The following is a 26,408-nucleotide window of genomic DNA, read 5'->3' on the forward strand; positions in this document are numbered from 1 at the left end:
ACGATAGTTCAGGCGTCGCTGCCGCGTTTGCGCAACAGGTCTTTTGCAAGATCACCGAGCGTGGGCCGCGGCAGCGCGGTGAACGGCATCGGCCGGGTGACGTCGATCGCCGCCAGCCCGAGGCGCGCGGTCAGCAATCCGTTGAGGACGCCTTCGCCCAGACGCGTCGACAGTTTCGCGGCGATGCCCTGGCCGAGCATCTGCTGGATCAACGTATCGCTGGCCGCCATGCCGCCGGTGATGGCGAGATGCGCGATGACGTGGCGTATCAGGCGGATCATCCCGAGTGTGCCGGGCCTTCCGCCATACAGGCGCGCAAGCTGCCTTACCAGCCGCATCGCCGCGGCGAATACGAACAGCACATCGACCACGGCGCGGGGGCTGATGGCGGTCACGATCGACACGCGCTGCGCCGCCACCGACACCAGGCGGCGTGCTTCCTGATCCAGCGGGGCCATCAACTCGCGTTCGGCGAGCCGCACCAGATCGGCGCCGTCGATGATGTCAGTGTCATGGCTCCGCAACGCTGCTCGCGCCCGCGCAAGGTGCGGATTGTCGTGGGCGAGTTTCACCAGATCACGCACGACCACCCTCGCTCCCGTGCGATCGTCGGCCGCGACTGCGGCCAGCGCTCGCCGATGCAGGTTCTCGATGGTGGAGAGACGGGCAAGGCCCGCGATCTCGCGCGCCGCGATAACGGTCGACGCGACCACGAACAGCGCCGCCAGCATCAGCCCGAGGAAGCCAAGCCCCTCGCTGCGTGCAAACAGGTCGGCGATCAGGTTTATGGCGCCGAGCACGGTACCGAGTACGATGAGCCCCGCCAGCGACGACCAGAACAGCACGCCCCAGCGAAATCCTTTCCGCGACGGAACCGGAAGCTTCTCCGGTGGTTCCTCCGGCAGCAACACGGGCTCGGGCTCAGGCTCTGCTTCCGGTGTAATGCTGATGCCGCCGCGCGCAGGCCGGCTAGCGGCCTCATCGGGATCGAGGACCACGACGAGCGGATCGTCGAGCTTGAATGTGACGGGGCGGCGCAGGCCGGATCGATCACTCATTGCAGTCGGTCTCCGATCAGAAACTGAAGCGCCCGGTCGAGGCGGATATGGGGCAGAGCGGGATCGCCGGTTTCGTCGCCTCGGAGGCGTGGGGGACGAAAGCGGAGAAAGCGGAAATCGGCCTGGTCCATCGCCGACGTGGATAGCCCCCGGAACGCACCGTTTCCGCTGAAAAGCTCCTTGAGATCGGTGGGCAGGTCGCCCGGAAATGTCGCGACCTCGGTATGGCCGTCCAGGGTCTGGCCGCTGGCGACTTCGCCGGCGAGGGGCGTGCCGAGGATGGACGGCAGTTTTTCGCGACCACACTGCACCTGCGCCTCGCGAGTGGCGCGAACCGCCGCCAGGGCGACAACGTCGATGGCGGCGCCGGCGACTTCGGCCCGTGCGGCCGCGCGTTCTACAACGCGCCGCAGGATTGCCTCAAGCCGGTCGTGACTGGTGTGATGCAGATGATCGGCCTTGGTGGCGGCGAACAGGATGCGGTCGATCCGCGGCCGGAACAGCGCGCTCAGCATCGTGCTGCGGCCGACGCGGTAGCAATCCAGAATTCCGGCGAGCGCGGCTTCGAGGTCGTATAATGCTTCCGGGCCGGCATTGAAGGCGGAGAGCGTATCGACCAGCACGACCTGGCGGTCGAGTCGCGAAAAGTGATCGCGGAAAAACGGCCGAACCACGAGGTCCTTGTAGGCCTCATATCGCCGCCGCATCATCGTCCATAGCGATCCATCGGGCGCGATCCCTCCGGCGGACAGATCGAGCGGTGCGAAGGTGAGCGCGGGCGAGCCTGCGAGGTTACCCGGCATCAGGAAACGGCCGGGCGGCAGCAGGCTCATGGCGAAACGTTCGTCCCGACAGGCGCGGAGATAGTCGGTGAACAGCCGTGCGGCGGTGAGCGTCGCCTGTTCGTCCTCACGGGTCGACGGCCGGAGCGTTGCGAGATGTGCGTGCCATGCTTCTGCGAGCCGCGCGCGCGGCTGTTGCCGCGACAGTGCCAGGCTTTCGGTCGACCATTGTTCATAACTCTTGTCGAGCAGCGGCAGATCGAGCAACCATTCGCCGGGATAGTCGACGATATCGAGCGTTAGCGTCTGGTCCGAGCCGTTTTGCCGCTGATAGCCGATCACCAGCCGCAACTCGCTGATATCGACCGTCGAGCTCGGCCAGCGTCGTTCCGTGATCAGCGTATGGACGTGATGTTCATAGCTGAACCGCGGTATCGCGTCGTCTGGCTGCGGGGCAAGCTGTGCGCGGGCGATGCGGCCGCTGGCGAGAGATTCAAAAACCGGAAACCGGCCGCCACGCGACAGGCCATGCACCAGCGCCGTGATGAACACGGTTTTGCCAGCGCGCGACAGGCCGGTTACGCCGAGCCTGATCGTCGGGTTGAAAAAGTTTTCGCCGTAGTCCAGCAGCGCGCGCGCCGACAGACGCGCTTCTTCAACAATATCGGAAAAGCTGGAGGCCATGTCGATGCGATGTCGATACTCGGAACTGGAATGGCGTGCAAATCGCGTCTGCGCAACCGGAAAGTGGCGATTGACGGGCGGAAATCAAGTTTTGGTGTTGAGACGAACCGTACATTATTTGTGTTCAGATTTCGTTGACGATGGACCGGCCGTCATTGTAGCGCCTTTCCGCTAGCGCAAGACACTGAAAATACGCCCCGGAGCCCAGAGTTGGTGACGTTGCCCAGGCTGAAGCAAGCCCCCGCGAATGCCTTGGCCGGCGCGATCCGCTGGAATTACGACCGCGCGGAACTGATCGCCGACGGCGTCGTGCATGTGCTGGGCGTTGTTGCCGGACTGATCGCGGCCACGATCCTGATCGTGTTAACTGCCGTTTATGCCGGCTGTCGCGACGTGGCGGTCGTATCCATCTACATCGCCGGCCTGATGACCATGCTGGTATTGTCTGCGACCTACAATCTGTGGCCGGTGTCGCCGCGAAAATGGCTGCTGCGCCGCTTCGATCATTCCGCGATCTACATTCTGATCGCGGCGACCTACACGCCGTTCATCGTGCAGGTGAAAGACAACGCATTTGCAATCGCTCTGCTGATCGGGGTCTGGTGCGTGGCGATGATCGGAATCGCGCTCAAACTGGCTCTACCCGGCCGGTTCGACCGGCTGTCGGTCGTTCTCTATCTGGTGATGGGATGGAGCGGCCTCATGATCTACGACGATGTCGTCCCGTCGCTGTCCGCGACGGCACTATGGTTTGTGGTCGTGGGTGGAGCGCTCTACAGCTTCGGCGTGATTTTCCACGCTTGGCGGCGGCTGCGTTTTCATAACGCCATCTGGCATTCGTTTGTCCTGCTCGGTGCAGCCTGCCATTACACGGCCGTGTTCGATCTCGTATTGGCCTGAGCTCCTTACAAGCCGAGCAGAACGATGCAGGCCGTGGATGCGATGGTGAAGATCAGCGCCGAGTAGACCTGTCGGTATGTCTATCCCCGAAACGGGATGTTGATACCGCCGGACTAAGCAACGTTAGAGGGAATACAAGTGTTAGTTCTAGTAAAAGTTGTTTAACCAGTCGGGAGCATTGTCGTCGTCGGGGCATTTAGGGGCGACCATCATGGGCTTTCTCACGGCATCTCGCGACACGAACGCGAAACTCGACGCATTGAACAGATCTCAGGCAGTCATCGAGTTTAACCTCGATGGAACGATCATCGCGGCGAACCAGAATTTTCTCAAAGCGATGGGCTACACGCTGGAAGAAATCCGGGGCAAGCACCACAGCATATTCGTGGACGCGGCCCGGCGTGACAGCGCAGAGTATCGCGGGTTCTGGGATGCGCTGCGCCGTGGCGAGTATCAGGCGCAGGAGTTCAAGCGCGTCGCCAAGGGCGGGCGGCCCATCTGGATTCAGGCTTCCTACAACCCGCTGCTGGACCGCCGCGGCAAGCCATTCAAGGTGGTCAAGTTCGCCACTGATATCACCCAACAGAAACTCAGAAACGCCGATTGTGAAGGCCAGCTCAAGGCGATTCACAAGGCGCAGGCCGTGATCGAATTCAATCTCGACGGCACCATCATCACGGCGAACGACAATTTCCTGAATGCGCTGGGTTACCGTCTCGATGAGATCCAGGGACAGCACCACCGGATCTTTGTCGAGCCGGCAGAACGCGACAGCGCGGCTTACAGGGCCTTTTGGGACTCGCTTCGGCGCGGCGAATATCAGGCTGCCGAGTACAAGCGGATCGGCAAAGGCGGCCGGGCGGTCTGGATTCAGGCGTCCTATAACCCCATTCAGGATGCAGAAGGGGCGCTTATGAAGGTGGTCAAGTTCGCCACCGATGTGACGACCCAGGTCGAAGACCGCATGCGACGCATGCATTTGCAGAAATCCATCGACACAGACCTCGGCCAGATCACCGAGTCTGTCGCTGCGACCTCAGAACGCGTCACCTCGGCCGCCGATGCATCCACGCAAGCGTCGACCAACATGCAGGCCGTTGCGGCCGGCGCGGAAGAACTCGCGGCATCGGTCGGCGAGATCAGCCGCCAGGCGGCGGACGCACTCGCCATCTCCCAGCACGCGGTCACGCAAGCCAACGAGACCAGCACCATTGTTGCCGGGCTTGCGACGGCGGCGCAGAAAATCGGCGACGTCGTCAATCTCATCAACAGCATTGCCGAGCAGACCAATCTGCTGGCGCTCAACGCCACGATCGAGGCGGCGCGCGCGGGGGAAGCCGGCCGGGGTTTTGCGGTGGTCGCGTCGGAAGTGAAGAGCCTGGCGTCGCAAACCGCCAAGGCCACCGAGGAGATCAGCGGCCAGGTCGCCGAGGTTCAGAACACCACCAGCAGCGCCGTGGGCGTCATCGAGGCCATCACCCAGACCATTTCGCGCATCAACGAAATATCGGCGGCCATCGCTGCGTCGGTCGAGGAACAGGCGTCGGTGACCCAGAGCATCTCGTCCAACATGCAGGTCGCAGCTAAGGGGGTTACCGATATCACCGCGAGCATGAGCGAAATCGCCGACGTTACGAAGTCCGTGGACGTCGCGACCCGCAAGGTCAAGGACGCATCGCGCGCGCTGGCGTAGCGTGGCGGTATTGACGGAAGAGAGCCGTCACGCCGGCTCTTCTCTCCGCCACCTCGCCGTGGCATGGTCGTTCCCGGGATAAACGCGATCGGTCCGGTTTCCGATGTGTTCCGTCGCGCCTGCGGGAGACTTTGCGTGACCCTTTCCAATGCTCCTGGCGCTTTCAATTTCGACCTCGGCGAAACCGCCGATGCGATCCGCGAGACGGTCCGCGACTTTTCCGAAAATGAGATCGCGCCCCGCGCCGCCGAGATCGACAAGACCAACCAGTTCCCGCGCGATCTCTGGCCCCGGCTCGGCGCGCTCGGTCTGCACGGCATCACGGTCGAGGAGGACTATGGCGGTGCGGGGCTCGGCTACCTCGAACACTGCATCGCCATGGAGGAAATCTCGCGCAGTTCGGCTTCGGTCGGATTGTCCTATGGCGCGCACTCCAATCTCTGCGTCAATCAATTGCGCCGCAACGGCAGCGACGCGCAGAAACGCAAATACCTACCCAAACTGATATCCGGCGAAAACGTCGGGGCGCTCGCGATGTCGGAGCCTGGCGCCGGGTCGGACGTGGTATCGATGAAGACGCGCGCCGACAGGAAGGGTGACCGCTACGTCCTCAACGGCAGCAAGATGTGGATCACCAACGGGACCATCGCGGAAACGCTGGTGGTCTACGCCAAGACCGATGTTGCGGTAGGGTCGCGCGGCATCACCGCCTTCATCATCGAAAAAGGCCTGAAGGGATTTGCGACTGCTCAGAAGCTCGACAAGCTCGGCATGCGTGGTTCTGACACCTGTGAACTGGTGTTCGAGGACTGCGAGGTGCCTGAGGACAATGTGCTCGGCGAGGTCGGCAGCGGCGTCAACGTCCTGATGTCCGGTCTTGACTACGAGCGCGCCGTGCTCGCCGCTGGTCCGCTCGGCATCATGCAGGCCTGCATGGACGTGGTGATGCCTTATGTGCACGAGCGCGAGCAGTTCGGGCAGCCGATCGGCAATTTCCAGTTTGTGCAGGGCAAAGTTGCCGACATGTACGTCACCATGAATGCGTGCCGCGCCTATGTCTATGCGGTGGCGAAGGCCTGCGATCGGGGCGAGACCACGCGCGAGGATTCGGCAGGGGCGATCCTTTACGCGGCGGAGAAGGCGACGCAGTGCGCGCTGGACGCGATCCAGTTGCTTGGCGGCAATGGCTACATCAACGACTATCCGACCGGACGCTTGCTGCGCGATGCCAAGCTCTATGAAATCGGCGCTGGTACCAGCGAAATCCGCCGCATGCTGATCGGCCGCGAACTGTTCGAGAAGAGCGCGTAGTCTTACCTCTCTTTGCGAAGAGCAGGGCGAGGAAACGAACGGCCAGTTTCGCTATTCCAGCGGCAGGTCGTTGACCTTCGCCACCCACGCCCGCACATCGATCATGACCTGCGGCAGCACCGCCTTGGCCTCCTGCACGGTCATGCCGGCGTTGATGCGCGGATCGTAGAGGATGTTGAGGATGTACTGGTCGTAGATGTCGAAGAAGCCCATCTGGACGTCGTCGTTGAACATGGTCCACGGCACGGAGCTGGTGTCGTTGATGGGCCCGAGCGATTGCAGCAGTTCCTCGTAGGCGCAGTCGAGGAAAATGAAGTCGCCGTTGTCGACGGTCAGGATTACGTCGGAATGCTCGATCTCGTATGTCTCGTTCTTGCGGAATCCGGATAGGCATTGAGGGTCGAGCGATGTGTGGATCTCGCGAGCCCGCTTGGCGCCATAGAGCGTGGCGATCGTGCGATTGAGGTCGCGGTCGCGAACCAGCCGGACGGTGACGTTGGCGGCCTCGTCGCTGTCGGCCATGGCGATGTCGAGATGCCGAACGCGCCGTGCGATGTCGGCGACTACTTTCGCGAGCTGCGTCTTCCGGTCGGCGCGATTGACGCCGTCGACGGTCACGCGAACCGGTCCGTTGTATTTGCGGATGCGGTCCACCCGGCCGGCGAGGTGGTACTCGGCGCCGAAGGCGATTTTGAAGAATCCGTCGAGAATCTCACTGTCGGTGAATGCTTTTCGCTCGGCGTGCTGGCGTGCGGCGGCGCCTGCAAACTCTGCGATGGCAGGCTGCACGGCGGGGCGCAAGCAGAGCGCCGTTCCGATCAGCGTGGCGGCGACAAGCCTGAGCGGGAAAGCTGAATGCATCGGCGGGCTTCCCTAGCCCGTGCGCGGGCGCAAAGGCCGTTTTTGCGCCTGCGATCCGATCGGCGCCCCGTCCGTGGGTCTAGTTCTTGACGACGACCGTCGTGCCGACCGATACGCGGTCATAAAGGTCCGCCACGTCTTCGTTCGTCATGCGGAAGCAGCCGGAGGACACGGCCTGACCGATCGTCTCCGGCTCGTTGGAGCCGTGGATGCGGTAGAGCGTGGAGCCGAGATACATCGCGCGCGCCCCGAGCGGATTGTCGATGCCGCCCTTCATGTGGCGCGGCAGATCGGGACGCCGGCGCAGCATCTGCGCGGGCGGGGTCCAGCTCGGCCATTCCTTCTTGGCGCTGATGCGGTGGACGCCACCCCAGCGGAAACCGTCGCGGCCCACGCCGATGCCGTATCTCAGCGCCTGGCCATTGGGGAGAACGAGATAGAGCCGCCGCTCGCCGGTGCTGATGACGATGGTGCCCGGCGCGTACCGGCTCTGGAAATAGACGAGCTGTCGCGGGATCGGGTTTGCGGTTGTAATATTGGGACCGAAACCCATGAAGTCGCGCGAATCGACGTACTGCGCGAACGCGGACCTCGCATTGAAAGCAAAGGCGACGGCAATCAAAAGAGCCAAAACGCGCGTCATTGTGTCCTCGCATCAATCGATCTGGCTGCGAGACTGGCCATAATTCGCCCGATTTCGCAAGCTGCGTCCGCGAGAGGACGGCCGTTCCTGCGCGAACGTTGCGAAAAGGTATCAACCTCCTAGTCCCGGCGGCTTGTGCGGGACTCGCCAGCCGCCTTGATGCCAGCCATACGCGGGCAATCCTTTGACGCGCGGCTGGAACGATGTTGATCTCGCGTTCGTTCGAAAAGAGGAAGCGGAGCACAGGGATGAACGGTGCTGAAAGCCTGGTGCGGACGCTGGTTAAGGGCGGCGTGGACGTTTGCTTTGCTAATCCTGGTACCTCCGAGATGCATTTCGTCGCGGCACTGGACCGCGTGGAGGGCATGCGCTGCGTGCTCGGGCTGTTCGAAGGCGTGGTGACCGGCGCGGCCGACGGCTATTTCCGCATGAAGGGCACGCCGGCCTGCACCCTGCTTCATCTTGGGCCGGGCCTCGCCAATGGCCTTGCCAACCTTCACAATGCCAGGAAGGCCAATTCAGGCATCGTCAACATCGTCGGCCAGCACGCGGTCTACCACATTGGATACAACGCGCCGCTGACATCGGATATTGAGGGGCTGGCCCGGCCGATGTCGGCCTGGGTCCGCACCTCGCCGGATTCGAAATCCGTTGCGGCGGACGGCGCCGCGGCGGTTGCGGCTGCGAAAGGTTCACCGCCGCAGATCGCGACGCTGATCCTACCCGCCGACACTGCATGGAACGAGGCTGACGGCATCGCCATGGTGCCGGAGACGTCGCAGCGCACCAGCTATTCGTCGCAGGCGGTCGAGACCGCGGCGAAGTTCCTGCGCGGTGGCGGCGAGACCCTGCTTCTGCTCACGGGGCGCGCGCTGACCGAACAGGGACTGGCGCTGGCCGCCGGTATCGCAGGCAAGACGGGCTGCAAGGTGATGGGCCAGACCTATAACGCGCGCATGGCGCGGGGCCGCGGCCGCTTTTTCATCGAACGCATCCCCTATGTAATAGAGCAGGCGTTGCCCGTCCTGAGGCCCTTCAGAACCATCATCCTGGTCGAGGCCGACGATCCCGTCGCGTTCTTCGCCTATCCGGACAAGCCGAGCCTCTTGAAACCCGAGGGCTGCGACGTGCATCGCATGACGGCGAACGGCGAAAACTCGGTGGCTGCGCTGGAAGCGCTGGCGGGTGCCGTTGGCGCCAGACCGCAGGATGCGAAGCCGCAGAAGCCGATGGACATTGCGTGGCCGACCGGGCCACTCAATCACGCGTCCGTTGCGCAGGCGATCGCGATGGCCATTCCTGAAAATGCCATTGTCGTCGACGAGTCGATCACGACGGGGCGCGGATTCTTTCCACCAACCGCCGCTTCAGCGCCCCATGACTGGCTGCAGAACATGGGCGGTTCGATCGGTTTTTCGACGCCGGTGGCGACCGGCGCCGCGGTGGCCTGTCCCGACCGCAAGGTGATCTGCCTGGTCGGTGACGGCAGCGCGATGTACACGCTGCAATCGCTGTGGACGCAGGTACGCGAAGGGCTCGATGTCACCACGATCGTTTTCTCCAATCGCATGTATCAGATTTTGCGCGGCGAGTTCGACGGCGTCGGCGCCGGCGAGCCCGGCAAGCGGGCGATGGACATGCTGAGCCTCGATCGTCCGACGCTCGACTGGGTGTCGCTTGCGAGAGGCATGGGTGTGCCGGGCCGGGCCGTGACGAGCGCGGACGACCTCAACAAAGCCCTTGCCGAAGCGATGGCCGAGAAGGGGCCGCGCCTTATCGAAGCACAGATGTGACGGCCTGGAGCTTTTCGTTTCTGATGGAATCAGAAGCGACGCTCTATGGTTCTGATTTGACGCGTTTTCTTTACGCGAACCGGTATCCACTTCGCTCGAAAACGCTATAGTTGGAACATGGCCGGATCGGTAAAGATCAGTCGATGCGCTGAGCGGAGCAGGGACGCGCCGCGCGCGCGAGCCCCAATGAGTCTGACCTATGTCATTCCCGACATTCACGGCCGCTTCGATCTGCTAAGCGAGGCCTTGCACGGGGTTCATGCCCACGCCGCCGGCCACGGTGGCACGCTCGTGATGCTCGGCGATTATGTCGACAAGGGGCCGGACAGCAGCAAGGTCATTGCCCGGTTGCGGCGCGGAATGCCGGACGGCTGGGCCTTCATTCCGCTCAAGGGCAATCACGATGCCATGATGGTCGCAGCGTGGCGCGATTCTGCCAAAATGACGCACTGGCTGGAGCACGGTGGCGATGCGGTCCTGGAGTCCTATGGCGGCGATCCGTTTGTGATTCCGGAGGCGGACATCGTCTGGCTCGAGGCGCTGCCGCTCATGCACATCGATGCGCACCGGATCTATGTTCACGCCGGGGTCGACCCCGGTGTCGCGCGCGATGCGCAGCTAGAGAGTACGCTGCTCTGGAAACGCTATCCCCAAGGCGATGCGGCCGGATTCGAGGGCCGCCATGTCGTGCATGGACACAACTCGTTTGCTCAGGGACCGGAATTGTACCAGGGCCGCACCAATCTCGACACAAGGGCATGGCGAACCGGTCGTCTCGTGACCGGTGTGTTTGACGATGCGCTGCCCGGCGGACCCGTCGATTTCATCGTCGTTCAGCCTCCAGCGAATAGAACCACGACGCCTGGGGCGACCAAACCGCGCCAGGATTGATTGGGAACTGCAGCCAGCTTCTTTCGTGGGATACCATGATCATCCACCTTGACGGCCACGCCCAACGCAGGTCTTTCGTGTGGCATGGACAAGGTCTCGGACTCGGTCACGAAACTGCAGGCGACGTTCCGCATCAAGGTGAACGGTGAGTCCGTCGCCATCGCGACGGTGGGACAGGCCTACGACTTCATCACCCGCCTGAGCACCGTCGAATGGGCTGAGTTTCGCGCCCTGCATGAGGAGGCACGCGCCGCGCTCGAGGCCGCCGCCGGCGACGCGATGCTGAGCCGCAAGGCGACCGATGCGTTGCGGGCGCTGTTCGCGCGAACCAATCTTTTGTGAGCGATCGGGCCGGGTCATAACGGCGCCCGGCGCGACGGCAATCCGTCGCCGGACAAATGGTGGGCGCACAAGGGATCGAACCTTGGACCTCTCCCGTGTGAAGGGAACGCTCTCCCGCTGAGCTATGCGCCCGGAATCGTCATCTGCCGTAAAAAATTGCCGGGCCTTGGTTTCGATCGACCCGGCGCGGCGACCGAAGTCGCGATTTAGGGAATGCAGGGCGGGGGTGTCAAGCGAACCTTAGCGGGATGCGAATGTTGGAATGGGGCCACTGGGTCGCTCAACCTGGCCGGCGCGCGCTGCGGGAAGCCTGGGATTGCAGGACGCGGATGCGGTCGGCCAGCGAGCCGGCGGAGGGAATCGTGCCGTTGCCGGCTGTCCCGTTCACGGTTTTCGCCGCCTTGATCGGGGCCGTATCCGCCGCCAGGATGGCCTTGATCGGCGAATCCGGCCCCTCGATGGTCAGGGCCAACCGGGAGACCTCGGCGGCGACGTCGTTGATGCGCTCACGCAGCAGCGCGTTTTCCATGTGCTCGACCGTGCCGGAGGAGTCCGCCTGCTGCTGGATCACATGGATGTCGCGCTGCAGTTTGGCTCGCTCGTCATGGGCGGCGCGCAGCGCCCGTTCGGCTGCGATCATTTCGTTGCGCAGTCCATCGATAAGCGGAGACTTGCCGCCGTTCAGCAACGCGATCTCCTCGCGCAATTCGCTGATGGTGCGTTCGGCGGCCGCATTGGCCTTCCGCAACGGACCGTTCTCCTGGTCTCGCTCGGCCAGCGTCTTGGTCTGCGCGGTGAGATGGCTTTCGAGCTCTCGGACGCGACTGCCGAGCCTTTCCGCTTCCTTGACCTTGTCGATGAGCTGGCTGTCAATCTTGACGACGCGCTGAGTCAGATTTTCGACGTGCTGGCGCGCGTCGTCGCGCTCCCGGGCTGTGGCCGCCGATACGCCACGCTGCTGCTCGAGCTGCTCCTGCGTGGCGGCGAATTCCTTTTCGACCTCGTTGACGCGGCTCTGCAATCTCTCGATCTGTGCGCGCACCACGAACAGTTCGGTTTGCCGGCTCTCCGCTGTCAGCGATCGGTCCGACAGTTCCTGACGGAGCCGGCCAAGCTCGGCCTGGCTGTGGGCGAGGCTTTGCTCGGCGCTCTGCAAGGTTTCGGCCTTGGTGGTAAGTTCCTGTTCGGTGGATTGCAAATGCTCCCCGACCTTCTTCTCGTGCCCCTCGAGACGGAATATCGCGGCGTTCCTTTCGCCGAGCTCGACCTTCAGCCGGTTGATTGCGTCGGCTTTTTTGCCGAGTTCGGCGGACTGGCTGGCGGTCTTTCTCTTGAGCTGGTCGACGCTCATTTCCAGACGGCGTGCCGACATCGCAAATTCGGCGCGCAGCTGATCCTTGTCGGCCTGGATTTCGGCCATCGACAGCGGGGTCGCCGCTTCGAGGCGTTTGGTGGTGAGGCGGACGGCGCGGTTATGCACGAGCGGCATCACCATTAGTCCGCACAGCATCGAAACCAGAAAACCGATCGCCAGATACATGATCGGCTCGACCATGGGCAGTGCTCCACTAGATCACGATGATTTTGGATCGAATAGATCCAAAATCATGAACGTGATCGATTCCAATATTTGAGAGCGCGATGCGGGCGGAAAACCGCTACACACTTTTCCTCATCCCGCTCTAGCCCGGATAAGGATTTGCTTACCATGCCACGGGCGGCCAGCAAAAGACCAGCGCGACGCCTGCACGCTCGCCCGCAGTCGCGGACGAAACCATCGGGGATCTTAGAACGGGTTCCAGGTCGCCCGTGGCGTGAATTTCAGATAGCCGATATTGGCGCCGAGCCGCAGCCCGAGACCGGAGCGGATCGGCACCAGCACGATGTTGTTTGCGGTCAGCGCCGTCATGCCAAATCCGCCGACGATGTAGGCGGAGCCTTCGATGCCCCCGAAGCGCTGATAGATCGCGTTGGTGGCCGGCAGGTTGTAAACCAGCGTCATGGTGCGGGCGCCGTCGCCACCCCAGTCGAAACCGACCGACGGACCCTGCCAATAGACTTTCAGGTCACCGGCATTCTTGGTGTAGAGGGTGCCCTCGCCGTAGCGCAGGCCCGCGACGAACGCGCCTGAGCCTTCCTCGCCCAGAATGTAGCCGTTCGGCAGGCCCCACTGGCTTACGGCGCGCTCGATGACCGAGGCCAGGCCGCGCGAGACGTTGCCGAAGAACCTGGTGCCGGACTTGAGCAATTCGTCTGACGAGTAGCTGCCGGGACCGGCATGCCGTTGCGGCGGCGGCAGTTGCTGGCCTGGAGGCGCCTCGTATGGCGGCGTTGACTGCTGGGCGGGCGCCGGCACGACCCAGAACGTCGTCACGGCAGCAAGCGCGATCGCTGCAAGGCGCGAAATTAAAGTCATGGAAGCAACCCCCAAGGTAGCGAAACTTGTCGCTGCGTCTTTAACCCGATGCTGACAGGCGGTCGGTATGATGCGGCGATCGTCCCCTCGACTCGCACGTTATCCGCACCAACTATGACGGCACGGCGGCAGGAAGGAAACGGCTTGCGCCTCGGAATAGTCGTGATTGTTTTGCTGGGGAGCTGGTTCGCCTGCGCCGAGGTCGACTTTGCGGCCAGGGCCGCTACCTCCGAACGGGTCGTGATCGACCGTTATACGGGTCTGGCGATCGGCGGGTTCGATCCTGTGGCTTTCTTTACCGACGCCCGGGCGGTGCAGGGCGACTCCGATTACGAGGTGTCGCAGGGCGGCGCCATCTGGCGCTTCAGCAATCCCGACAATCGCGCGTTTTTTATCGCCAATCCCGACGTGTATAGCCCAGGTTTCGGTGGCTATGATCCGGTGGATATCGCGCGGGGCGTGACTTTTGCCGGAACCGCGCGGCTCTGGCTCATTGTCGGCCAGCGGCTTTACCTGTTCGGTCATGAGGACAGCCGCGCGGCTTTCGCGGCCAATCCGGCGCGCTATCTGCTTGAGGCGACGCGTCGATGGGCCGTGCTGAAGGAAACGCTGGCGCGCTAGATTCGATCTGATCCGAAAACCGGTTTCCACTTTTCGGGATCATGCTCCCTAGCAGCGGTCCGGCTTGCAGTCCCGCGTCAAGGCGTGGCCAAGGGATCGCCCCAGGCGATGAACTCCGGCACCAGAAATCCGTCGCGCGATTCGCCGAAACGCAGCGGAACGCCCCGCCCGTCCGTAACCTTGCCGCCGGCGGCTGCGACCAGGGCGTGACCCGCCGCAACGTCCCATTCGCCGGTCGGGGCAAGACGGGGATAGATATCGGCTTCGCCTTCCGCGATCCGGCAGAACTTGACCGCTGAGCCAAGCGGTTTGCGTACCGCGCCGGGCCGGCTGTCGATGAAGTCGTCCGAGCGGGGGTCGCCGTGTGAACGGCTGACGGCGGCGATCCATTGGCAACCGCGGTCGGGAAACGGTCGGGTCGCGATCGGCTCGGCGGCGCCGACCTTGCCGTCAACCGTGACCGCAAGGCGCTGGGCGCCATGGCCAACAAGGCCCCGCCAGATCAAGCCGAGCGCCGGCGCACCGATGATGCCGAACAACGGCACTCCGTCCGTCACGATCGCGAGGTTGACGGTAAATTCGTCGCGGCCGGCGATGAATTCCTTGGTGCCGTCCAGCGGATCGATCACGAAGAGGCTGCCGGCATAAGGCGGCGTCGCGAGATGCACGCGCTCCTCTGACAGCAGCGGAATTTCGGGGCAGAGCTGCCCGAGCCCTTCGGCGATGATCCTGTCAGAGGTGAGATCCGCCTCGGTTACGGGAGACCCATCGACCTTGCCGCCGATCGTCATGCGATCGCGGTTGACCAAGAGGATGGCGGCGCCGGCTTTCGCGACCAGGGCCGTCAGGGGATCCATCAGTGCCGCGGCGGATTGAGCGTCGATCACCGGCACGTTCGAAGCTCCCTTGCACAGTGCCGGAAAACGACGGCGACCGCCTTGTTGTGGCAGCACAGGCTCCGGCGGTGTATCAAGCCACAAAGGTTGTTTGATTCGCCAAGTCTGCGCGCTGCAAGTCTGCGCGCTGCGGATTTGCCGAAACAGATCCCAGGAACAGGTATTATGTCTGACACATCGTCTCCCGGTCCCGTTCCCGATAAGCTCGAACTCGCGGCACTGCTCTGTTCGCGCGTTTGTCATGATCTCATTAGTCCGGTTGGCGCAATCGTCAACGGGCTCGAGGTGCTGGACGACAATCCAAAGCCGGACGATCGCGAATTCGCTCTCGATCTGATCCGCAAGAGCGCCAAAACCGCATCGGCGCGGCTTCAGTTCTGCCGTCTGGCATTCGGCGCCGCGGGCTCGGCCGGCGCGCAGATCGATCTTGGCGATGCGCAGAACATGGCGAAAGGCCATTTTGAGGACGGCAAGATCACGATCGCCTGGAATTTGCCGCGCCTGCTTTTGCCGAAGAACAAGGTGAAACTCGTGCTCAACTTGCTGGTGATCGCGCAGCAGACAATCCCCCGCGGGGGCGTGCTGACGGTCGATCCGCTCGGCGAGGGCGAGGCGATGGGCTTTCAAATCACCGCCGCCGGGCTGAACGCCCGCATACCGCAGACCATCGCCGATCTTCTGGCATCCGGTCCCGTCGGTACCGTCGATGCCCATGCGGTTCAGCCCTACTATACGCGTCTGCTTGCTGAGGCCTGCGGCATCAGCATCGCGTTCGTCGCCGACAGCGAGAAAGTGGTTGTGACTGCTCGTTGAAGCTCCGCGTCGACCAACATGGTTAGCGAATGGTTTCCGAGTCTGTTGGAACGTGCCTCAACTCTTGTCTATCTGTTGGCACGCTTCTTTTCGTTTGCTCAACCAATATTGAACGCTTCGCGTTTGTAACCAGCCAAAACTCCGCAAAGGCGCGGCGAATTCGCGCCGGCGCTTCGACGGCCTGTACAATTATGAATGATCTACTTCGCCATCCTCTCACTCTTTAGGCGCGTTCTTTTCCGTCTGCTCAACCAATATTTAAATGCTTTGCGTTGAAACTGGCGCATCCCCGGAAAGGCGCGAAGAACTCGCGCCGGGGTTTCGAAGGCCAGAAACCATGGATGATCTTCTCCGCGAATTCCTGACCGAGACCAACGAGAGTTTGGACACCGTTGACAATCAGCTCATCCGTTTCGAGCAGGATCCGAACAACGCGAAGATATTGGATAATATCTTTCGGCTGGTCCACACCATCAAGGGCACGTGCGGCTTTCTAGGCCTTCCGAGACTTGAAGCGCTTGCGCATGCGGCGGAAACGCTGATGGGAAAGTTTCGCGACGGCATGCCGGTCACCGGCGAGGCCGTGACACTTATTCTCTCCACCATCGACCGCATCAAGGACATCCTGGCCCAGCTCGAGGCGACCGAGGCCGAGCCGGAAGGCTCCGATCCGGATTTGATCGACAAGCTGCATCACATCGCCGAGCACGGTGCGTCCGAGCTTGCCGTTGAAGCGGCCCCTCCTGAAACGGCCGCTCCTGAAACGGCTGGGACGCTCGCTTTTCAGATTCTCGAACGCCAGCTGCGTCCGGGCGAGGTGTCGCTTGATGATCTCGAGCGTGCGTTTCGGGAGACGGAGGTCGAGTCCGCCGCGCCTGCTCCGCAGCCGGCGGTCGAGGCACCCGCGCCGCAACCGGCGCCAGAGGCACCTGCGCCGGCTGCTGCTCCGAAGGCTGTCGCCAAGGCCGCGCCGAAGAAGTCCGCTGTTGAGATCGAGACTCCGGAGGGCGACCGGGTCGCCCACCAGTCGATCCGCGTCAATGTCGATACGCTCGAGCACCTGATGACGATGGTGTCCGAGCTCGTGTTGACGCGCAACCAGCTGCTCGAGATCAGCCGCCGGCACGAAGACAACGAATTCAAGGTGCCGTTGCAACGGCTGTCCAACGTCACCGCGGAGCTGCAGGAAGGCGTCATGAAGACGCGCATGCAGCCGATCGGCAATGCCTGGCAGAAGTTGCCGCGTATCGTGCGCGACCTGTCGAGCGAACTCGGCAAGCAGATCGAACTCGAGATGCATGGGGCCGATACCGAACTCGACCGTCAGGTTCTCGATCTGATCAAGGATCCGCTGACGCACATGGTGCGCAATTCTGCCGACCATGGCCTGGAAACGCCGGCAGAACGCGTCAAGGCCGGCAAGCCTGAACAGGGCACGATCCGTCTTTCGGCCTATCACGAGGGTGGCCACATCCTCATCTGCATCGCTGACAATGGCCGCGGCCTCAACACCGAGCGCATCAAGGCCAAGGCAATCCAGAACGGCCTCGCGACCGAGGCCGAGCTCGAGCAGATGACCGAGGCGCAGATCCACAAGTTCATCTTCGCTCCAGGTTTCTCGACTGCGGCGTCTGTGACGAGCGTCTCCGGACGCGGCGTCGGCATGGACGTGGTGCGCACCAACATCGATCAGATCGGCGGCACTATCGACATCAAGTCGGTGGCGGGCGAGGGCTCCAGCGTCACCGTCAAGATTCCGCTGACGCTGGCGATCGTGTCGGCACTGATCGTGGAGGCGGCGGGCGACCGTTTCGCAATACCGCAGCTCGCAGTGATCGAGCTGGTGCGCGCGCGCGCCAATTCAGAGCACCGCATCGAGCGCATCAAGGACACGCCGGTGCTGCGGCTGCGCAACAAGCTCTTGCCGCTGATGCACCTGAAGAAACTTCTGAAGATCGACGATGGTACGTCCAGCGATCCGGAGAACGGCTTCATTGTGGTGACGCAGGTCGGCAATCAGACTTTCGGCATCGTTGTGGACGGCGTATTCCATACCGAGGAAATCGTGGTCAAGCCGATGTCGACCAAGCTCCGGCATATCGGCATGTTCTCGGGCAACACCATTCTCGGCGACGGCGCCGTGATCATGATCATCGACCCGAACGGTATCGCCCACGCGCTCGGCACGTCGGTCACGACTCAGCAGGAGCTCGCCGACGAGAACGCGGCGACGCGCGCCGGCGGCGCCGAACAGATGACGTCGCTACTGGTGTTCCGCGCCGGATCCGATCAGCCCAAGGCGGTGCCGCTCGCGCTGGTCACGCGACTGGAGGAGATCGGGATCGACAAGATCGAGCTCTCCAACGGCCGCTATATGGTGCAGTACCGCGATCAGCTCATGCCGCTGGTGCAGATGGATGGCGTTTCGGTCCGGACCGAAGGCTCGCAGCCGATCCTGGTGTTCGCTGACGACGGCCGTTCGATGGGACTCGTGGTCGATGAGATCATCGATATCGTCGAGGAGCGTCTGAACATCGAGGTGGCGAGCGGTCAGCAGGGCGTTCTCGGATCCGCTGTCATCAAGGGCCATGCGACGGAAGTGATCGACGTCGGTCATTTCCTGCCGATGGCCTTCTCCGACTGGTTCAGCCGCAAGGAGATGCGTCCGGAGGCGACTACGCAGTCGGTGTTGCTGGTGGATGACAGCGCCTTCTTCCGCAACATGCTGGCGCCCGTTCTCAAGGCCGCAGGCTATCGGGTCCAGCTCGCGACCAACGCGCAGGAAGGTCTTGTCGTGCTGCGGTCAGGCCAGGAGTTCGACGCGATTCTCACCGATATCGAGATGCCGGACATGAACGGCTTCGAGTTCGCGGAGACGGTGCGCTCCGATCGCAGTCTGAGCAGCACTCCGATCATCGCGCTGTCGTCAATGATCTCTCCGGCCGCGATCGAGCGGGGCCGCCAGGCAGGCTTCCACGACTATGTCGCCAAATTCGACCGGCCCGGTCTGATTGCGGCGTTGAAGGAACAAACCGCCGAAATTCACCGGGCGGCATGAAGGATCCGAAGATGACCACTGTAAACCAAGGCAGCGAAGGCGCGATCACCGAATACGTGACCACAACGATCGGCGGTCAGTTGTTCGGGTTGCCGATCTCGCGGGTGCAGGATGTCTTCATGCCGGAACGCCTGACCCGGGTGCCGCTGGCATCGAACGATGTCGCGGGCGTGTTGAATCTGCGCGGCCGTATCGTCACCGCGATCGACATGCGCGCGCGGCTCGGCCTGCCGAAGGAAGATACCGGTCGACCGCCGATGGCTGTCGGTGTCGAACTGCGCGGCGAGTCCTACGGACTTCTGATCGATTCGATCGGCGAGGTCATGAAGCTCGCGGATGAAGGCCGCGAGGTCAATCCGGTCAATCTCGATCCGCGGATGGCGAAGATGTCGGCAGGCGTGCATCGGCTGGATGGCCAGTTGATGGTTGTCCTCGATGTCGATCGAGTTTTGGAGATCGCGCCTGACAAGCTTGCGGCCTGAGACCGTCGGCAAGTACGGTTCATCGGGAAACGTCCCGTCGTGAAGGTTCAAAAGAGCGGAGGCCGAAAATGAAAACATGTCTGGTCGTGGATGATTCGAGCGTTATCCGTAAGGTCGCGCGGCGTATCCTGGAAAGCTTTGATTTTCACATCATCGAGGCGGAGGATGGCGAGAAGGCGCTGGACGCTTGCAAGCGCGAGCTGCCGGATGCCGTGCTGCTGGACTGGAATATGCCGGTCATGGACGGTTACGAGTTCCTTCGCAACCTGCGCCGGATGCCCGGCGGCGATCAGCCGAAGGTGGTGTTCTGCACCACGGAGAACGATGTCGCGCACATCGCCCGCGCGCTCCATGCCGGTGCCAACGAATACATCATGAAGCCGTTCGACAAGGACATCGTGACGGCGAAGTTTCACGAAATCGGTCTGATCTGAAGTTCGCCGCGCTCGGAGCAGATCCCGGCCGCTGCTGATATTTCTTTGTTCGTGGTTGTGTCTGGTGAGTAATGAGTACTGCTTTGGCAAGTCCGGCGGCGCTGAATTCGGGAAGGCAGGAGCCGCTGCGTGTCATGGTGGTCGATGACTCGGTCGTCATTCGCGGACTGATTTCACGCTGGATCGAGGCCGAGCCCGACATGATGGTCGCAGCCTCACTGCGCACCGGGCTCGACGCGGTCAACCAGGTCGAGCGCGCCAATCCCGACGTCGTCGTTCTCGATATCGAAATGCCTGATCTCGACGGCATCTCTGCGCTGCCGCAACTGCTGGCCAAGAAACGCAATCTCATTGTGATCATGGCCTCGACGCTGACCCGTCGAAATGCAGAGATCAGTTTCAAAGCGCTGTCGCTGGGCGCCGCCGATTACATTCCGAAGCCAGAGAGCACCCGCGAGATCGCAGCGGCCGATATCTTCAAGCACGACCTGATCCAGAAGATCCGGCACCTCGCCGCAAAACGTTGTCGTCCGGCGGCGCTCACCGCGCCGCCGTTGGCGCCGCACGAGCAGGAACCGCGCTCCGTTGCTACCGCTGCAGCGCCGCCGCATCCCGCACCGGTGCTGCGTCCTTTCAGCATGCTGTCCCCGCGCGCGCTCCTGATCGGCTCGTCCACGGGCGGGCCGCAGGCGCTGATGACGCTGGTGGCCGGAATAGGGCCAGTGATCGACAGCTATCCGGTGCTGATCACGCAGCACATGCCGCCGACGTTCACGACCATTCTCGCGGAGCATCTGGCGCGGGTCGCCGGACGCCCCGCGCATGAGGGCGTGGATGGGGAGGTCGTGAAGCCGGGGCATATTTATCTTGCGCCTGGTGGCCGTCACATGCGTTTGGCCAGAAAGGGCCTGGGCGCCGTCATCGTGCTCGACGACGGCCCTGCGGTGAATTTCTGCAAACCGGCCGTCGATCCGCTGTTCACCTCGGCGATCGACATCTGGCAGGGAGGTATTCTGGCTGTCATCCTGACGGGGATGGGATCGGACGGAATGCGCGGCGGCAAGCAAATTGTTGCGGCGGGAGGGACCGTCATCGCGCAAGACGAAGCGAGCAGCGTGGTGTGGGGAATGCCGGGCGCAGCCGCCCAGGCCGGAATTTGCGCGGCCGTTCTGCCGCTTCAACAAATCGCACCGAAACTTGTTCGGCTATTCGCGGGAGGCCATTCGTGACGCCGCTTGATTTTGAGTATCTGCGCAAGTTTCTGAAGGACCGGTCCGGACTCGATCTCGCCGTCGACAAGCAATATCTGGTCGAGAGCCGTCTGATCCCGCTCGCGCGCAAGGCCGGCCTTTCAGGCATCGGCGACCTCGTGCAGAGGATGAAGAGCGGCGCCGAGGCGCTGATCGTCGACGTGGTCGAGGCGATGACCACCAACGAAACGTTCTTCTTTCGCGACAAGACCCCGTTCGATCATCTGCGAGAGACCATGATCCCGGCGCTGCTGCAGGCGCGCGCGGCTCGCCGCAGCCTGCGGATCTGGTGCGCCGCGGGCTCGACCGGACAGGAGCCGTATTCGATCGCGATGTGCCTCAAGGAATGTGGTCCGGCGGTGGCGGGCTGGCGTACCGAGATCATCGCCACCGATCTGTCGAACGAAGTGCTCGAAAAGTCGAAAGCTGGTCTCTACAGTCAGTTCGAGGTGCAGCGCGGGCTGCCCATTCAGTTGCTGATCAAGTATTTCAAGCAGGTCGGTGAACTCTGGCAGATCAACGCCGACATTCGCGCGATGGTTCAGCATCGCCAGCTCAACCTGTTGCAGGATTTTTCTCACCTCGGCACCTTCGACATAATCTTCTGCCGCAACGTGCTGATCTATTTCGATCAAGAGACCAAAGTCAGCATTTTCCTGCGGCTTGCGAAGCGGATGGAAACCGATGGCTTCCTGGCGCTCGGCGCCGCGGAAACCGTGGTCGGGCTGACCGACGCATTCAAGCCCCATCCGGACAAGCGCGGTCTCTATCGGCCCAATCGCGTTAGCGCGCCGTCGCTGGTGCCTGGCATGCCGTCGGCCAAGTCCGCCGCCCGCGCCTAGGCTCCGCTTCGATGTTATTATAGGGTTCGCTGCTGACGCGTGATGCCGCGTTTACAAGATCGCGTGCGGCACAAAGCGCGACGTGTTGCCGGTGATCGGGTTCTCGTCCTCGCGGATCGACAGTCCGCAAGCCTGATCGCCGACGATCCAGCTTCCGATTACCGGATACTGAGCATCGAAGGTCGGTAGCAGCGCGAAGGCCTGACGCACGAACCCTTCGCTGCCATAGGGCCCACCCTGCTGATCCAACGCCGTTCCGCCGCTGACCAGTTCGATGTTGGCGCCTTCGCGCGAATATATCGGCTTGCGCACATACGAGCTGCCGAGCTTGCTCGCCTCGGCATCGTCCTCGAAATAGGCGGGCAGCAGGTTCGGGTGGTTGGGAAACATCTCCCACAGCAGCGGCAGGATTCCCTTGTTGGAGAGCACGACCTTCCAGGGTGGCTCGATCCATCGCGTCGACGCGGCCTGAACCTTGGAGCCGAAGCTGTCGCGCAGCATCCATTCCCAAGGGTAGAGCTTGAACGCGAGTTCAATGTGACGATTGTCGAGATCGACGAATTGGCCGGCGCCGTCGACGCCGATGCTCTCGATCTCCAGCGATGTCGTCTGAAGGCCGGCCTGCCGAGCTGTATCCTCGAGATAGTTCAGCGTAACCGCATCCTCGGGGTTGGCGTAAAGCCCGGTCAGATGAATATGGCCGCCGGGCGCGATCTCCCGCCATCGCGCGATCAGCTTGTCATGGATGGAGTTGAACTGATCGGCTCCCTTGGGGATGATCTGGCGCTCCATCGCCTGTTCGAGCCAGGTCCATTGAAATACCGCGGCCTCGAACAGCGAGGTGGGCGTATCGGCATTGTATTCGAGCAGTTTCGCCGGACCTTGACCGCTGAAGCTGAAGTCAAAACGGCCGTAGAGTGTGGCGTCACTGCGCCGCCAGCTGTCGGTGAGGATCGGCCAGCAGGCTTGCGGGATCCCGAGGCGACGTAGCACGCCCTCGTCATTCATTGCGCGCTGGACCAGCTCGAGGCACATGGCGTGGATTTCGCCGGTCGGCGCTTCGATTCCGCGCTCGATCTCCTCCAGCGGGAATGCGTAATAAGCGCGCTCGTCCCAGTAACGTTGGCCGTCGAGGGTATGAAACGCGAAGCCGGCGTTCTCTGCTGTCGTTTGCCAGTCGTTGCGTTCAGGGCAGGCGATGCGTTGCATATGAGGGACTCGCGAGCCGCCGGCGTTAGCCGCCGGAGAAGTGAGCCGAGATCGCATGGGCGAAACCGCCAAAGCCGCCGCGTGTGACGGGACCGCTGCCGGATTCAGACGATGTCGCGGACGACGAATGGCTCGATGAGGAATCGCCGCCGTAAAAACTCGATCGCGATGACCAGCCGCTGCTGTGTCCGCCGCTCGATGAACCCGAATTGCAGGCGGTAGCGGTCTGGCCTGGTGTGGCGGACGCCGCGACGCCAGGGCGGTTAGGTTCGCATTTGTTGTGTGGCATCAGCGCGTAGGCGCCACCGCCGACGGCGAGCGTGCCCATCACCAGCAGCGCGACATGTCTGGAGCGTTTCACCGGAGGTGACGGTTCGAGCGGCGGCAGCCGCCGCTTTCCGAACTGCTCGGCGGGAGGACGGGACATGGTCAGTAGACCATCGACGCCGCGTTGATCGCGCCGGCTGCGATCGACGACAGGCCGAGCCAGATCGCCGGCGCGAGTTCGCCCGCCGCGATCCGAGCCGACAGGTTCGGCACCGGAATTTTGACGATGTAATAGACGGCGATCTGGACGATCAGTGCGATCACGCTCCAGATCAGGCAGTCGATGACGTTGACGGTGTGGATGATCGCACTGACCACCGGAATGACGAAGCCGATCAGGCTTAAGCCCAGCGCGATGGCCGCCGCCGGATCGTTGTCGCGGATCAGTTTGAATTCATCGTGCGGCGTGACGCGCGTATAGACGAACAGATACAGCACGACGGCGATCAGGCCCGTGCAGAAATACAGCAGGAAGGCTGGCAGCCCGGCCAACGATTGCAGGATCATGTCAGCCCCCGTGGTGACGCCTCAGCCCGGATATTCAGCCATGTCGTGTCAGTCGCGACAACCCGGCGACGGGTTCACGGCAGGACCGGCCGGGCCTTCTGGTTAGAGCAAAGCGCAGACTTGGTAGGCCTCACAAACAAAGACCCCGCCATTTACGGCGGGGCCAGTCTGGGAGGAACGGTGAATTCCGATGTCAGGCCGGGATGCGCACTTCTTCTTCGTGCGGTTCGCGCAGCACGTAGCCGCGGCCCCAGACGGTCTCGATGAAATTGCGGCCTTCGGAGGCATTGGCGAGCTTCTTGCGCAGCTTGCAGATGAAGACGTCGATGATCTTCAGCTCGGGCTCGTCCATGCCGCCATAGAGGTGGTTGAGGAACATTTCCTTGGTCAGGGTGGTGCCCTTGCGGAGCGAAAGCAGCTCCAGCATCTGGTATTCCTTGCCCGTGAGGTGGACGCGCTGGCCGCCGACTTCCACCGTCTTGGTGTCGAGATTGACCACGAGATCGCCGGTCTGGATCACCGACTGGGCATGACCCTTGGAGCGGCGCACGATCGCATGGATGCGGGCTACCAGTTCGTCCTTGTGGAAGGGCTTTGTCATGTAGTCGTCGGCGCCGACGCCGAGACCCTTGACCTTGTCCTCGATGCCGGCGAGGCCGGAGAGGATCAGAATGGGTGTCTTGATCTTGGAGACGCGAAGCTGCTTGAGCACGTCGTAACCGGACATGTCGGGCAGGTTCAGATCGAGAAGGATGATGTCGTAGTCGTATAGCTTGCCGAGGTCGACGCCTTCTTCGCCGAGATCCGTCGTATAGACGTTGAAACTCTCGGACTTGAGCATCAGCTCGATCGACTGCGCGACGGCGCTGTCATCTTCTATCAGCAAAACGCGCATGCCAGTCCCCTAATCGTCGCCGCGCCGGGCGTCAGGCCGGCCGCAATACTTGCGGCACTGGAAACGCCTTTAAGCAACTGATTCGGATCCTGACTGCCTATGGTTAACAAAAACTGATTCCGTTGTGCAAGGTCTGTCGGTGCAATTTTCATCGAATCGCCCTAAGATGTTGCATTGAAGCAGCTTTTCTTATCCGAATACGCTCAGGCTCCACATTAAAAGTCAGGCCTAACCGACTCTCGCGACTCGCCTTCGTCCTGAAGACAGGCGCGCTCAGTTACCAAAGACAATGACGCAATGATTAACGATGCGGGTAAACACGAGGTTAAAGGGGGCCTGCTAATGCGCGGAAACTTAAGGTTTTCACGATGAAAGGCCTGGCTGAACAGATCGGCGACATCGAACCCGTCAATATTTATGGCCGCGTGGTTGGCGTGCGTGGACTGATGGTCGAGATCGCCGGCCCCATTCATGCGATGTCGGTCGGGGCCCGCATTGTGATCGAAACCGGCGGGGACCGTGTCATCCCGGCGGAGGTGGTCGGCTTCAACGGCGACAATGCCGTGGTCATGCCGTTCGCCGGCCTTGACGGGGTGCGTCGCGGCTGCCGGGCCGTGATCGCCAATGCTTTGGGTCAGGTGCGACCGGCGGCCTCCTGGCTTGGCCGCGTTCTCAACGCCATGGGCGAACCGATCGACGGTAAGGGGCCGCTGGCGCAGGGTGCGGTGCCGATGCCGTTTCGCAATTCGCCGCCGCCGGCGCATTCGCGCAAGCGGGTCGGCAAACCGCTCGATCTCGGTGTGCGCGCTCTGAACACGTTCCTGACCTGCTGCCGTGGCCAGCGGCTCGGCATCTTCGCCGGCTCCGGCGTCGGCAAGTCCGTGCTGCTGTCGATGCTGGCGCGCAACGCCGACGCCGACGTTTCGGTGATCGGGCTGGTCGGCGAACGCGGCCGCGAGGTGCAGGAATTTCTGCAGGACGATCTCGGCGAGGACGGGCTTGCACGATCGGTCGTTGTGGTTGCGACCTCCGACGAGCCCGCGTTGATGCGGCGGCAGGCTGCTTATCTGACGCTCGCCATCGCGGAATATTTCCGCGACGAGGGCAAGGACGTCATGTGCATGATGGATTCGGTGACGCGGTTTGCGATGGCGCAGCGCGAAATCGGATTGTCGGCCGGCGAGCCGCCGACCACGAAGGGTTACACGCCGACGGTGTTCACCGAACTGCCGAAGCTTCTGGAGCGCGCCGGTCCCGGCGCCGACGAGGGAACCATCACCGGCATTTTCACCGTGCTGGTGGACGGTGACGATCATAACGAGCCGGTGGCCGACGCGGTGCGTGGCATTCTCGACGGCCACATCGTGATGGAGCGCGCCATCGCCGAACGCGGCCGCTATCCCGCAATCAACGTTCTCAAGTCGGTGTCGCGCACCATGCCGAAATCTGCTGATCCCGCCTTTCTGCCGGTCATCACCCGCGGGCGGCAGGTGATGGCCACCTATTCCGATATGGAGGAACTGATCCGCCTTGGCGCCTACCGGACCGGTTCCAACGCCGAGGTCGACGAGGCGATCCGGCTCAATCCGACCCTGGAAGACTTTTTGCGCCAGGCCAAGGACGAGGTGACCAGCATCGAGGACGGCTATCGGCGATTGCAGCAAATCCTTAAGACCTTGGAAACGGAAAGCTAACGTTGT

26 protein-coding genes and 1 tRNA gene are annotated in these 26,408 nt (G+C 62.5%); 14 read left to right on the forward strand and 13 right to left on the reverse strand.

Annotated features, from left to right (window positions below; all coding sequences use genetic code 11):
- Nucleotides 1-8: 8 nt before the first annotated feature.
- Complete coding sequence (locus tag ACSZOQ_RS00990) at nt 9-1,058, reverse strand: YcjF family protein (RefSeq protein WP_439924260.1); 1,050 nt, start codon at nt 1,056-1,058, stop codon at nt 9-11.
- Nucleotides 1,055-2,524 (reverse strand): YcjX family protein, encoded by a 1,470-nt coding sequence (locus ACSZOQ_RS00995; protein ID WP_439924261.1) that lies wholly within the window; start codon nt 2,522-2,524, stop codon nt 1,055-1,057. Before ACSZOQ_RS00995 ends, ACSZOQ_RS00990 begins: the two co-directional genes overlap by 4 nt.
- A 213-nt stretch (nt 2,525-2,737) precedes the next feature.
- Between ACSZOQ_RS00995 and trhA the strand changes: the two genes are divergently transcribed.
- The 3 genes from trhA to ACSZOQ_RS01010 all read left to right on the forward strand — a co-directional run bounded on the left by trhA (nt 2,738) and on the right by ACSZOQ_RS01010 (nt 6,428).
- Entirely contained in the window at nt 2,738-3,424 is a 687-nt protein-coding gene (trhA, locus tag ACSZOQ_RS01000; protein ID WP_439925898.1) for a PAQR family membrane homeostasis protein TrhA, read from the forward strand.
- 211 nt (nt 3,425-3,635) lie between these two features.
- The gene (locus tag ACSZOQ_RS01005; RefSeq protein ID WP_439924262.1) at nt 3,636-5,117 is read left to right on the forward strand and encodes a methyl-accepting chemotaxis protein; all 1,482 of its coding nucleotides are present in this window, start codon (nt 3,636-3,638) and stop codon (nt 5,115-5,117) included.
- A gap of 135 nt (nt 5,118-5,252) precedes the next feature.
- Nucleotides 5,253-6,428 carry an isovaleryl-CoA dehydrogenase gene (locus tag ACSZOQ_RS01010; RefSeq protein ID WP_439924263.1) on the forward strand — a complete coding sequence of 392 codons (1,176 nt, stop codon included), beginning with the start codon at nt 5,253-5,255 and terminating at the stop codon, nt 6,426-6,428.
- A gap of 51 nt (nt 6,429-6,479) precedes the next feature.
- Here ACSZOQ_RS01010 and ACSZOQ_RS01015 read toward each other — a convergent pair whose 3' ends face one another.
- Both ACSZOQ_RS01015 and ACSZOQ_RS01020 read right to left on the reverse strand, forming a co-directional pair.
- Complete coding sequence (locus ACSZOQ_RS01015) at nt 6,480-7,289, reverse strand: DUF2927 domain-containing protein (protein ID WP_439924264.1); 810 nt, start codon at nt 7,287-7,289, stop codon at nt 6,480-6,482.
- A gap of 79 nt (nt 7,290-7,368) precedes the next feature.
- Nucleotides 7,369-7,932, reverse strand: a complete 564-nt coding sequence (locus ACSZOQ_RS01020; RefSeq protein WP_439924265.1) for a L,D-transpeptidase — start codon at nt 7,930-7,932, stop codon at nt 7,369-7,371.
- Between the two features lie 248 nt (nt 7,933-8,180).
- On the opposite strand from ACSZOQ_RS01020, the gene ACSZOQ_RS01025 reads away from it, so the two are divergent.
- The 3 genes from ACSZOQ_RS01025 (at nt 8,181) to ACSZOQ_RS01035 (ending at nt 10,958) form a co-directional block, all read left to right on the forward strand.
- Nucleotides 8,181-9,725 carry an acetolactate synthase large subunit gene (locus tag ACSZOQ_RS01025; protein WP_439924266.1) on the forward strand — a complete coding sequence of 515 codons (1,545 nt, stop codon included), beginning with the start codon at nt 8,181-8,183 and terminating at the stop codon, nt 9,723-9,725.
- Nucleotides 9,726-9,911: 186 nt separating this feature from the next.
- Nucleotides 9,912-10,616: a metallophosphoesterase gene (locus tag ACSZOQ_RS01030; RefSeq protein ID WP_439924267.1), complete on the forward strand. Its 705-nt coding sequence runs from the start codon at nt 9,912-9,914 to the stop codon at nt 10,614-10,616.
- An 84-nt stretch (nt 10,617-10,700) separates the two neighbouring features.
- Nucleotides 10,701-10,958 (forward strand): hypothetical protein, encoded by a 258-nt coding sequence (locus ACSZOQ_RS01035; protein ID WP_439924268.1) that lies wholly within the window; start codon nt 10,701-10,703, stop codon nt 10,956-10,958.
- A gap of 57 nt (nt 10,959-11,015) precedes the next feature.
- On the opposite strand, the gene ACSZOQ_RS01040 is transcribed toward ACSZOQ_RS01035, so the two are convergent.
- The 3 genes from ACSZOQ_RS01040 to ACSZOQ_RS01050 all read right to left on the reverse strand — a co-directional run bounded on the left by ACSZOQ_RS01040 (nt 11,016) and on the right by ACSZOQ_RS01050 (nt 13,374).
- A tRNA-Val gene (locus tag ACSZOQ_RS01040) sits at nt 11,016-11,090 on the reverse strand.
- Nucleotides 11,091-11,238: 148 nt separating this feature from the next.
- A complete protein-coding gene (locus ACSZOQ_RS01045) occupies nt 11,239-12,513 on the reverse strand; it encodes a hypothetical protein (protein ID WP_439924269.1) in 1,275 nt (424 codons plus the stop codon).
- 231 nt (nt 12,514-12,744) lie between these two features.
- On the reverse strand, nt 12,745-13,374 hold the full coding sequence (locus ACSZOQ_RS01050; RefSeq protein WP_439924270.1) for a DUF1134 domain-containing protein: 630 nt from the start codon (nt 13,372-13,374) through the stop codon (nt 12,745-12,747).
- A 114-nt stretch (nt 13,375-13,488) separates the two neighbouring features.
- On the opposite strand from ACSZOQ_RS01050, the gene ACSZOQ_RS01055 reads away from it, so the two are divergent.
- A complete protein-coding gene (locus ACSZOQ_RS01055; protein WP_439925900.1) occupies nt 13,489-13,995 on the forward strand; it encodes a YHS domain-containing (seleno)protein in 507 nt (168 codons plus the stop codon).
- Nucleotides 13,996-14,072: 77 nt separating this feature from the next.
- On the opposite strand, the gene ACSZOQ_RS01060 is transcribed toward ACSZOQ_RS01055, so the two are convergent.
- Nucleotides 14,073-14,852 (reverse strand): 3'(2'),5'-bisphosphate nucleotidase CysQ family protein, encoded by a 780-nt coding sequence (locus ACSZOQ_RS01060; protein ID WP_439925902.1) that lies wholly within the window; start codon nt 14,850-14,852, stop codon nt 14,073-14,075.
- 204 nt (nt 14,853-15,056) lie between these two features.
- Here ACSZOQ_RS01060 and chpT point away from each other — a divergent pair, with 204 nt between their 5' ends.
- The 6 genes from chpT to ACSZOQ_RS01090 all read left to right on the forward strand — a co-directional run bounded on the left by chpT (nt 15,057) and on the right by ACSZOQ_RS01090 (nt 21,770).
- Nucleotides 15,057-15,704 carry a histidine phosphotransferase ChpT gene (gene chpT, locus ACSZOQ_RS01065; RefSeq protein WP_439924271.1) on the forward strand — a complete coding sequence of 216 codons (648 nt, stop codon included), beginning with the start codon at nt 15,057-15,059 and terminating at the stop codon, nt 15,702-15,704.
- Between the two features lie 337 nt (nt 15,705-16,041).
- Nucleotides 16,042-18,762: a hybrid sensor histidine kinase/response regulator gene (locus ACSZOQ_RS01070; protein ID WP_439924272.1), complete on the forward strand. Its 2,721-nt coding sequence runs from the start codon at nt 16,042-16,044 to the stop codon at nt 18,760-18,762.
- A gap of 11 nt (nt 18,763-18,773) precedes the next feature.
- Nucleotides 18,774-19,244, forward strand: a complete 471-nt coding sequence (locus ACSZOQ_RS01075) for a chemotaxis protein CheW (RefSeq protein ID WP_439924273.1) — start codon at nt 18,774-18,776, stop codon at nt 19,242-19,244.
- A 68-nt stretch (nt 19,245-19,312) separates the two neighbouring features.
- The gene (locus ACSZOQ_RS01080; protein ID WP_439924274.1) at nt 19,313-19,678 is read left to right on the forward strand and encodes a response regulator; all 366 of its coding nucleotides are present in this window, start codon (nt 19,313-19,315) and stop codon (nt 19,676-19,678) included.
- A 71-nt stretch (nt 19,679-19,749) separates the two neighbouring features.
- On the forward strand, nt 19,750-20,907 hold the full coding sequence (locus ACSZOQ_RS01085; RefSeq protein WP_439924275.1) for a protein-glutamate methylesterase/protein-glutamine glutaminase: 1,158 nt from the start codon (nt 19,750-19,752) through the stop codon (nt 20,905-20,907).
- Nucleotides 20,904-21,770 carry a CheR family methyltransferase gene (locus ACSZOQ_RS01090; protein WP_439924276.1) on the forward strand — a complete coding sequence of 289 codons (867 nt, stop codon included), beginning with the start codon at nt 20,904-20,906 and terminating at the stop codon, nt 21,768-21,770. Before ACSZOQ_RS01085 ends, ACSZOQ_RS01090 begins: the two co-directional genes overlap by 4 nt.
- 51 nt (nt 21,771-21,821) lie before the next feature.
- Here the strand turns inward: ACSZOQ_RS01090 and ACSZOQ_RS01095 are convergent, their stop codons facing one another.
- The 5 genes from ACSZOQ_RS01095 to ACSZOQ_RS01115 all read right to left on the reverse strand — a co-directional run bounded on the left by ACSZOQ_RS01095 (nt 21,822) and on the right by ACSZOQ_RS01115 (nt 24,860).
- Nucleotides 21,822-22,979 (reverse strand): glutathionylspermidine synthase family protein, encoded by a 1,158-nt coding sequence (locus ACSZOQ_RS01095; protein WP_439924277.1) that lies wholly within the window; start codon nt 22,977-22,979, stop codon nt 21,822-21,824.
- 25 nt (nt 22,980-23,004) lie between these two features.
- Entirely contained in the window at nt 23,005-23,406 is a 402-nt protein-coding gene (locus ACSZOQ_RS01100; RefSeq protein ID WP_439924278.1) for a hypothetical protein, read from the reverse strand.
- A 2-nt stretch (nt 23,407-23,408) separates the two neighbouring features.
- Nucleotides 23,409-23,813 (reverse strand): DUF350 domain-containing protein, encoded by a 405-nt coding sequence (locus ACSZOQ_RS01105; RefSeq protein WP_439924279.1) that lies wholly within the window; start codon nt 23,811-23,813, stop codon nt 23,409-23,411.
- Between the two features lie 193 nt (nt 23,814-24,006).
- On the reverse strand, nt 24,007-24,708 hold the full coding sequence (gene ctrA / locus ACSZOQ_RS01110; protein ID WP_439924280.1) for a response regulator transcription factor CtrA: 702 nt from the start codon (nt 24,706-24,708) through the stop codon (nt 24,007-24,009).
- Nucleotides 24,693-24,860, reverse strand: coding sequence for a hypothetical protein (locus ACSZOQ_RS01115; protein WP_439924281.1), 168 nt, complete (start codon nt 24,858-24,860; stop codon nt 24,693-24,695). The genes ctrA and ACSZOQ_RS01115 overlap by 16 nt, the downstream gene beginning before the upstream one ends.
- Before the next feature lie 216 nt (nt 24,861-25,076).
- Here ACSZOQ_RS01115 and fliI point away from each other — a divergent pair, with 216 nt between their 5' ends.
- Nucleotides 25,077-26,402 (forward strand): flagellar protein export ATPase FliI, encoded by a 1,326-nt coding sequence (gene fliI, locus ACSZOQ_RS01120; protein ID WP_439924282.1) that lies wholly within the window; start codon nt 25,077-25,079, stop codon nt 26,400-26,402.
- Nucleotides 26,403-26,408: the final 6 nt, after the last annotated feature.

This window comes from Nitrobacter sp. JJSN (genome assembly GCF_051912485.1).
Lineage (GTDB): Bacteria > Pseudomonadota > Alphaproteobacteria > Rhizobiales > Xanthobacteraceae > Nitrobacter.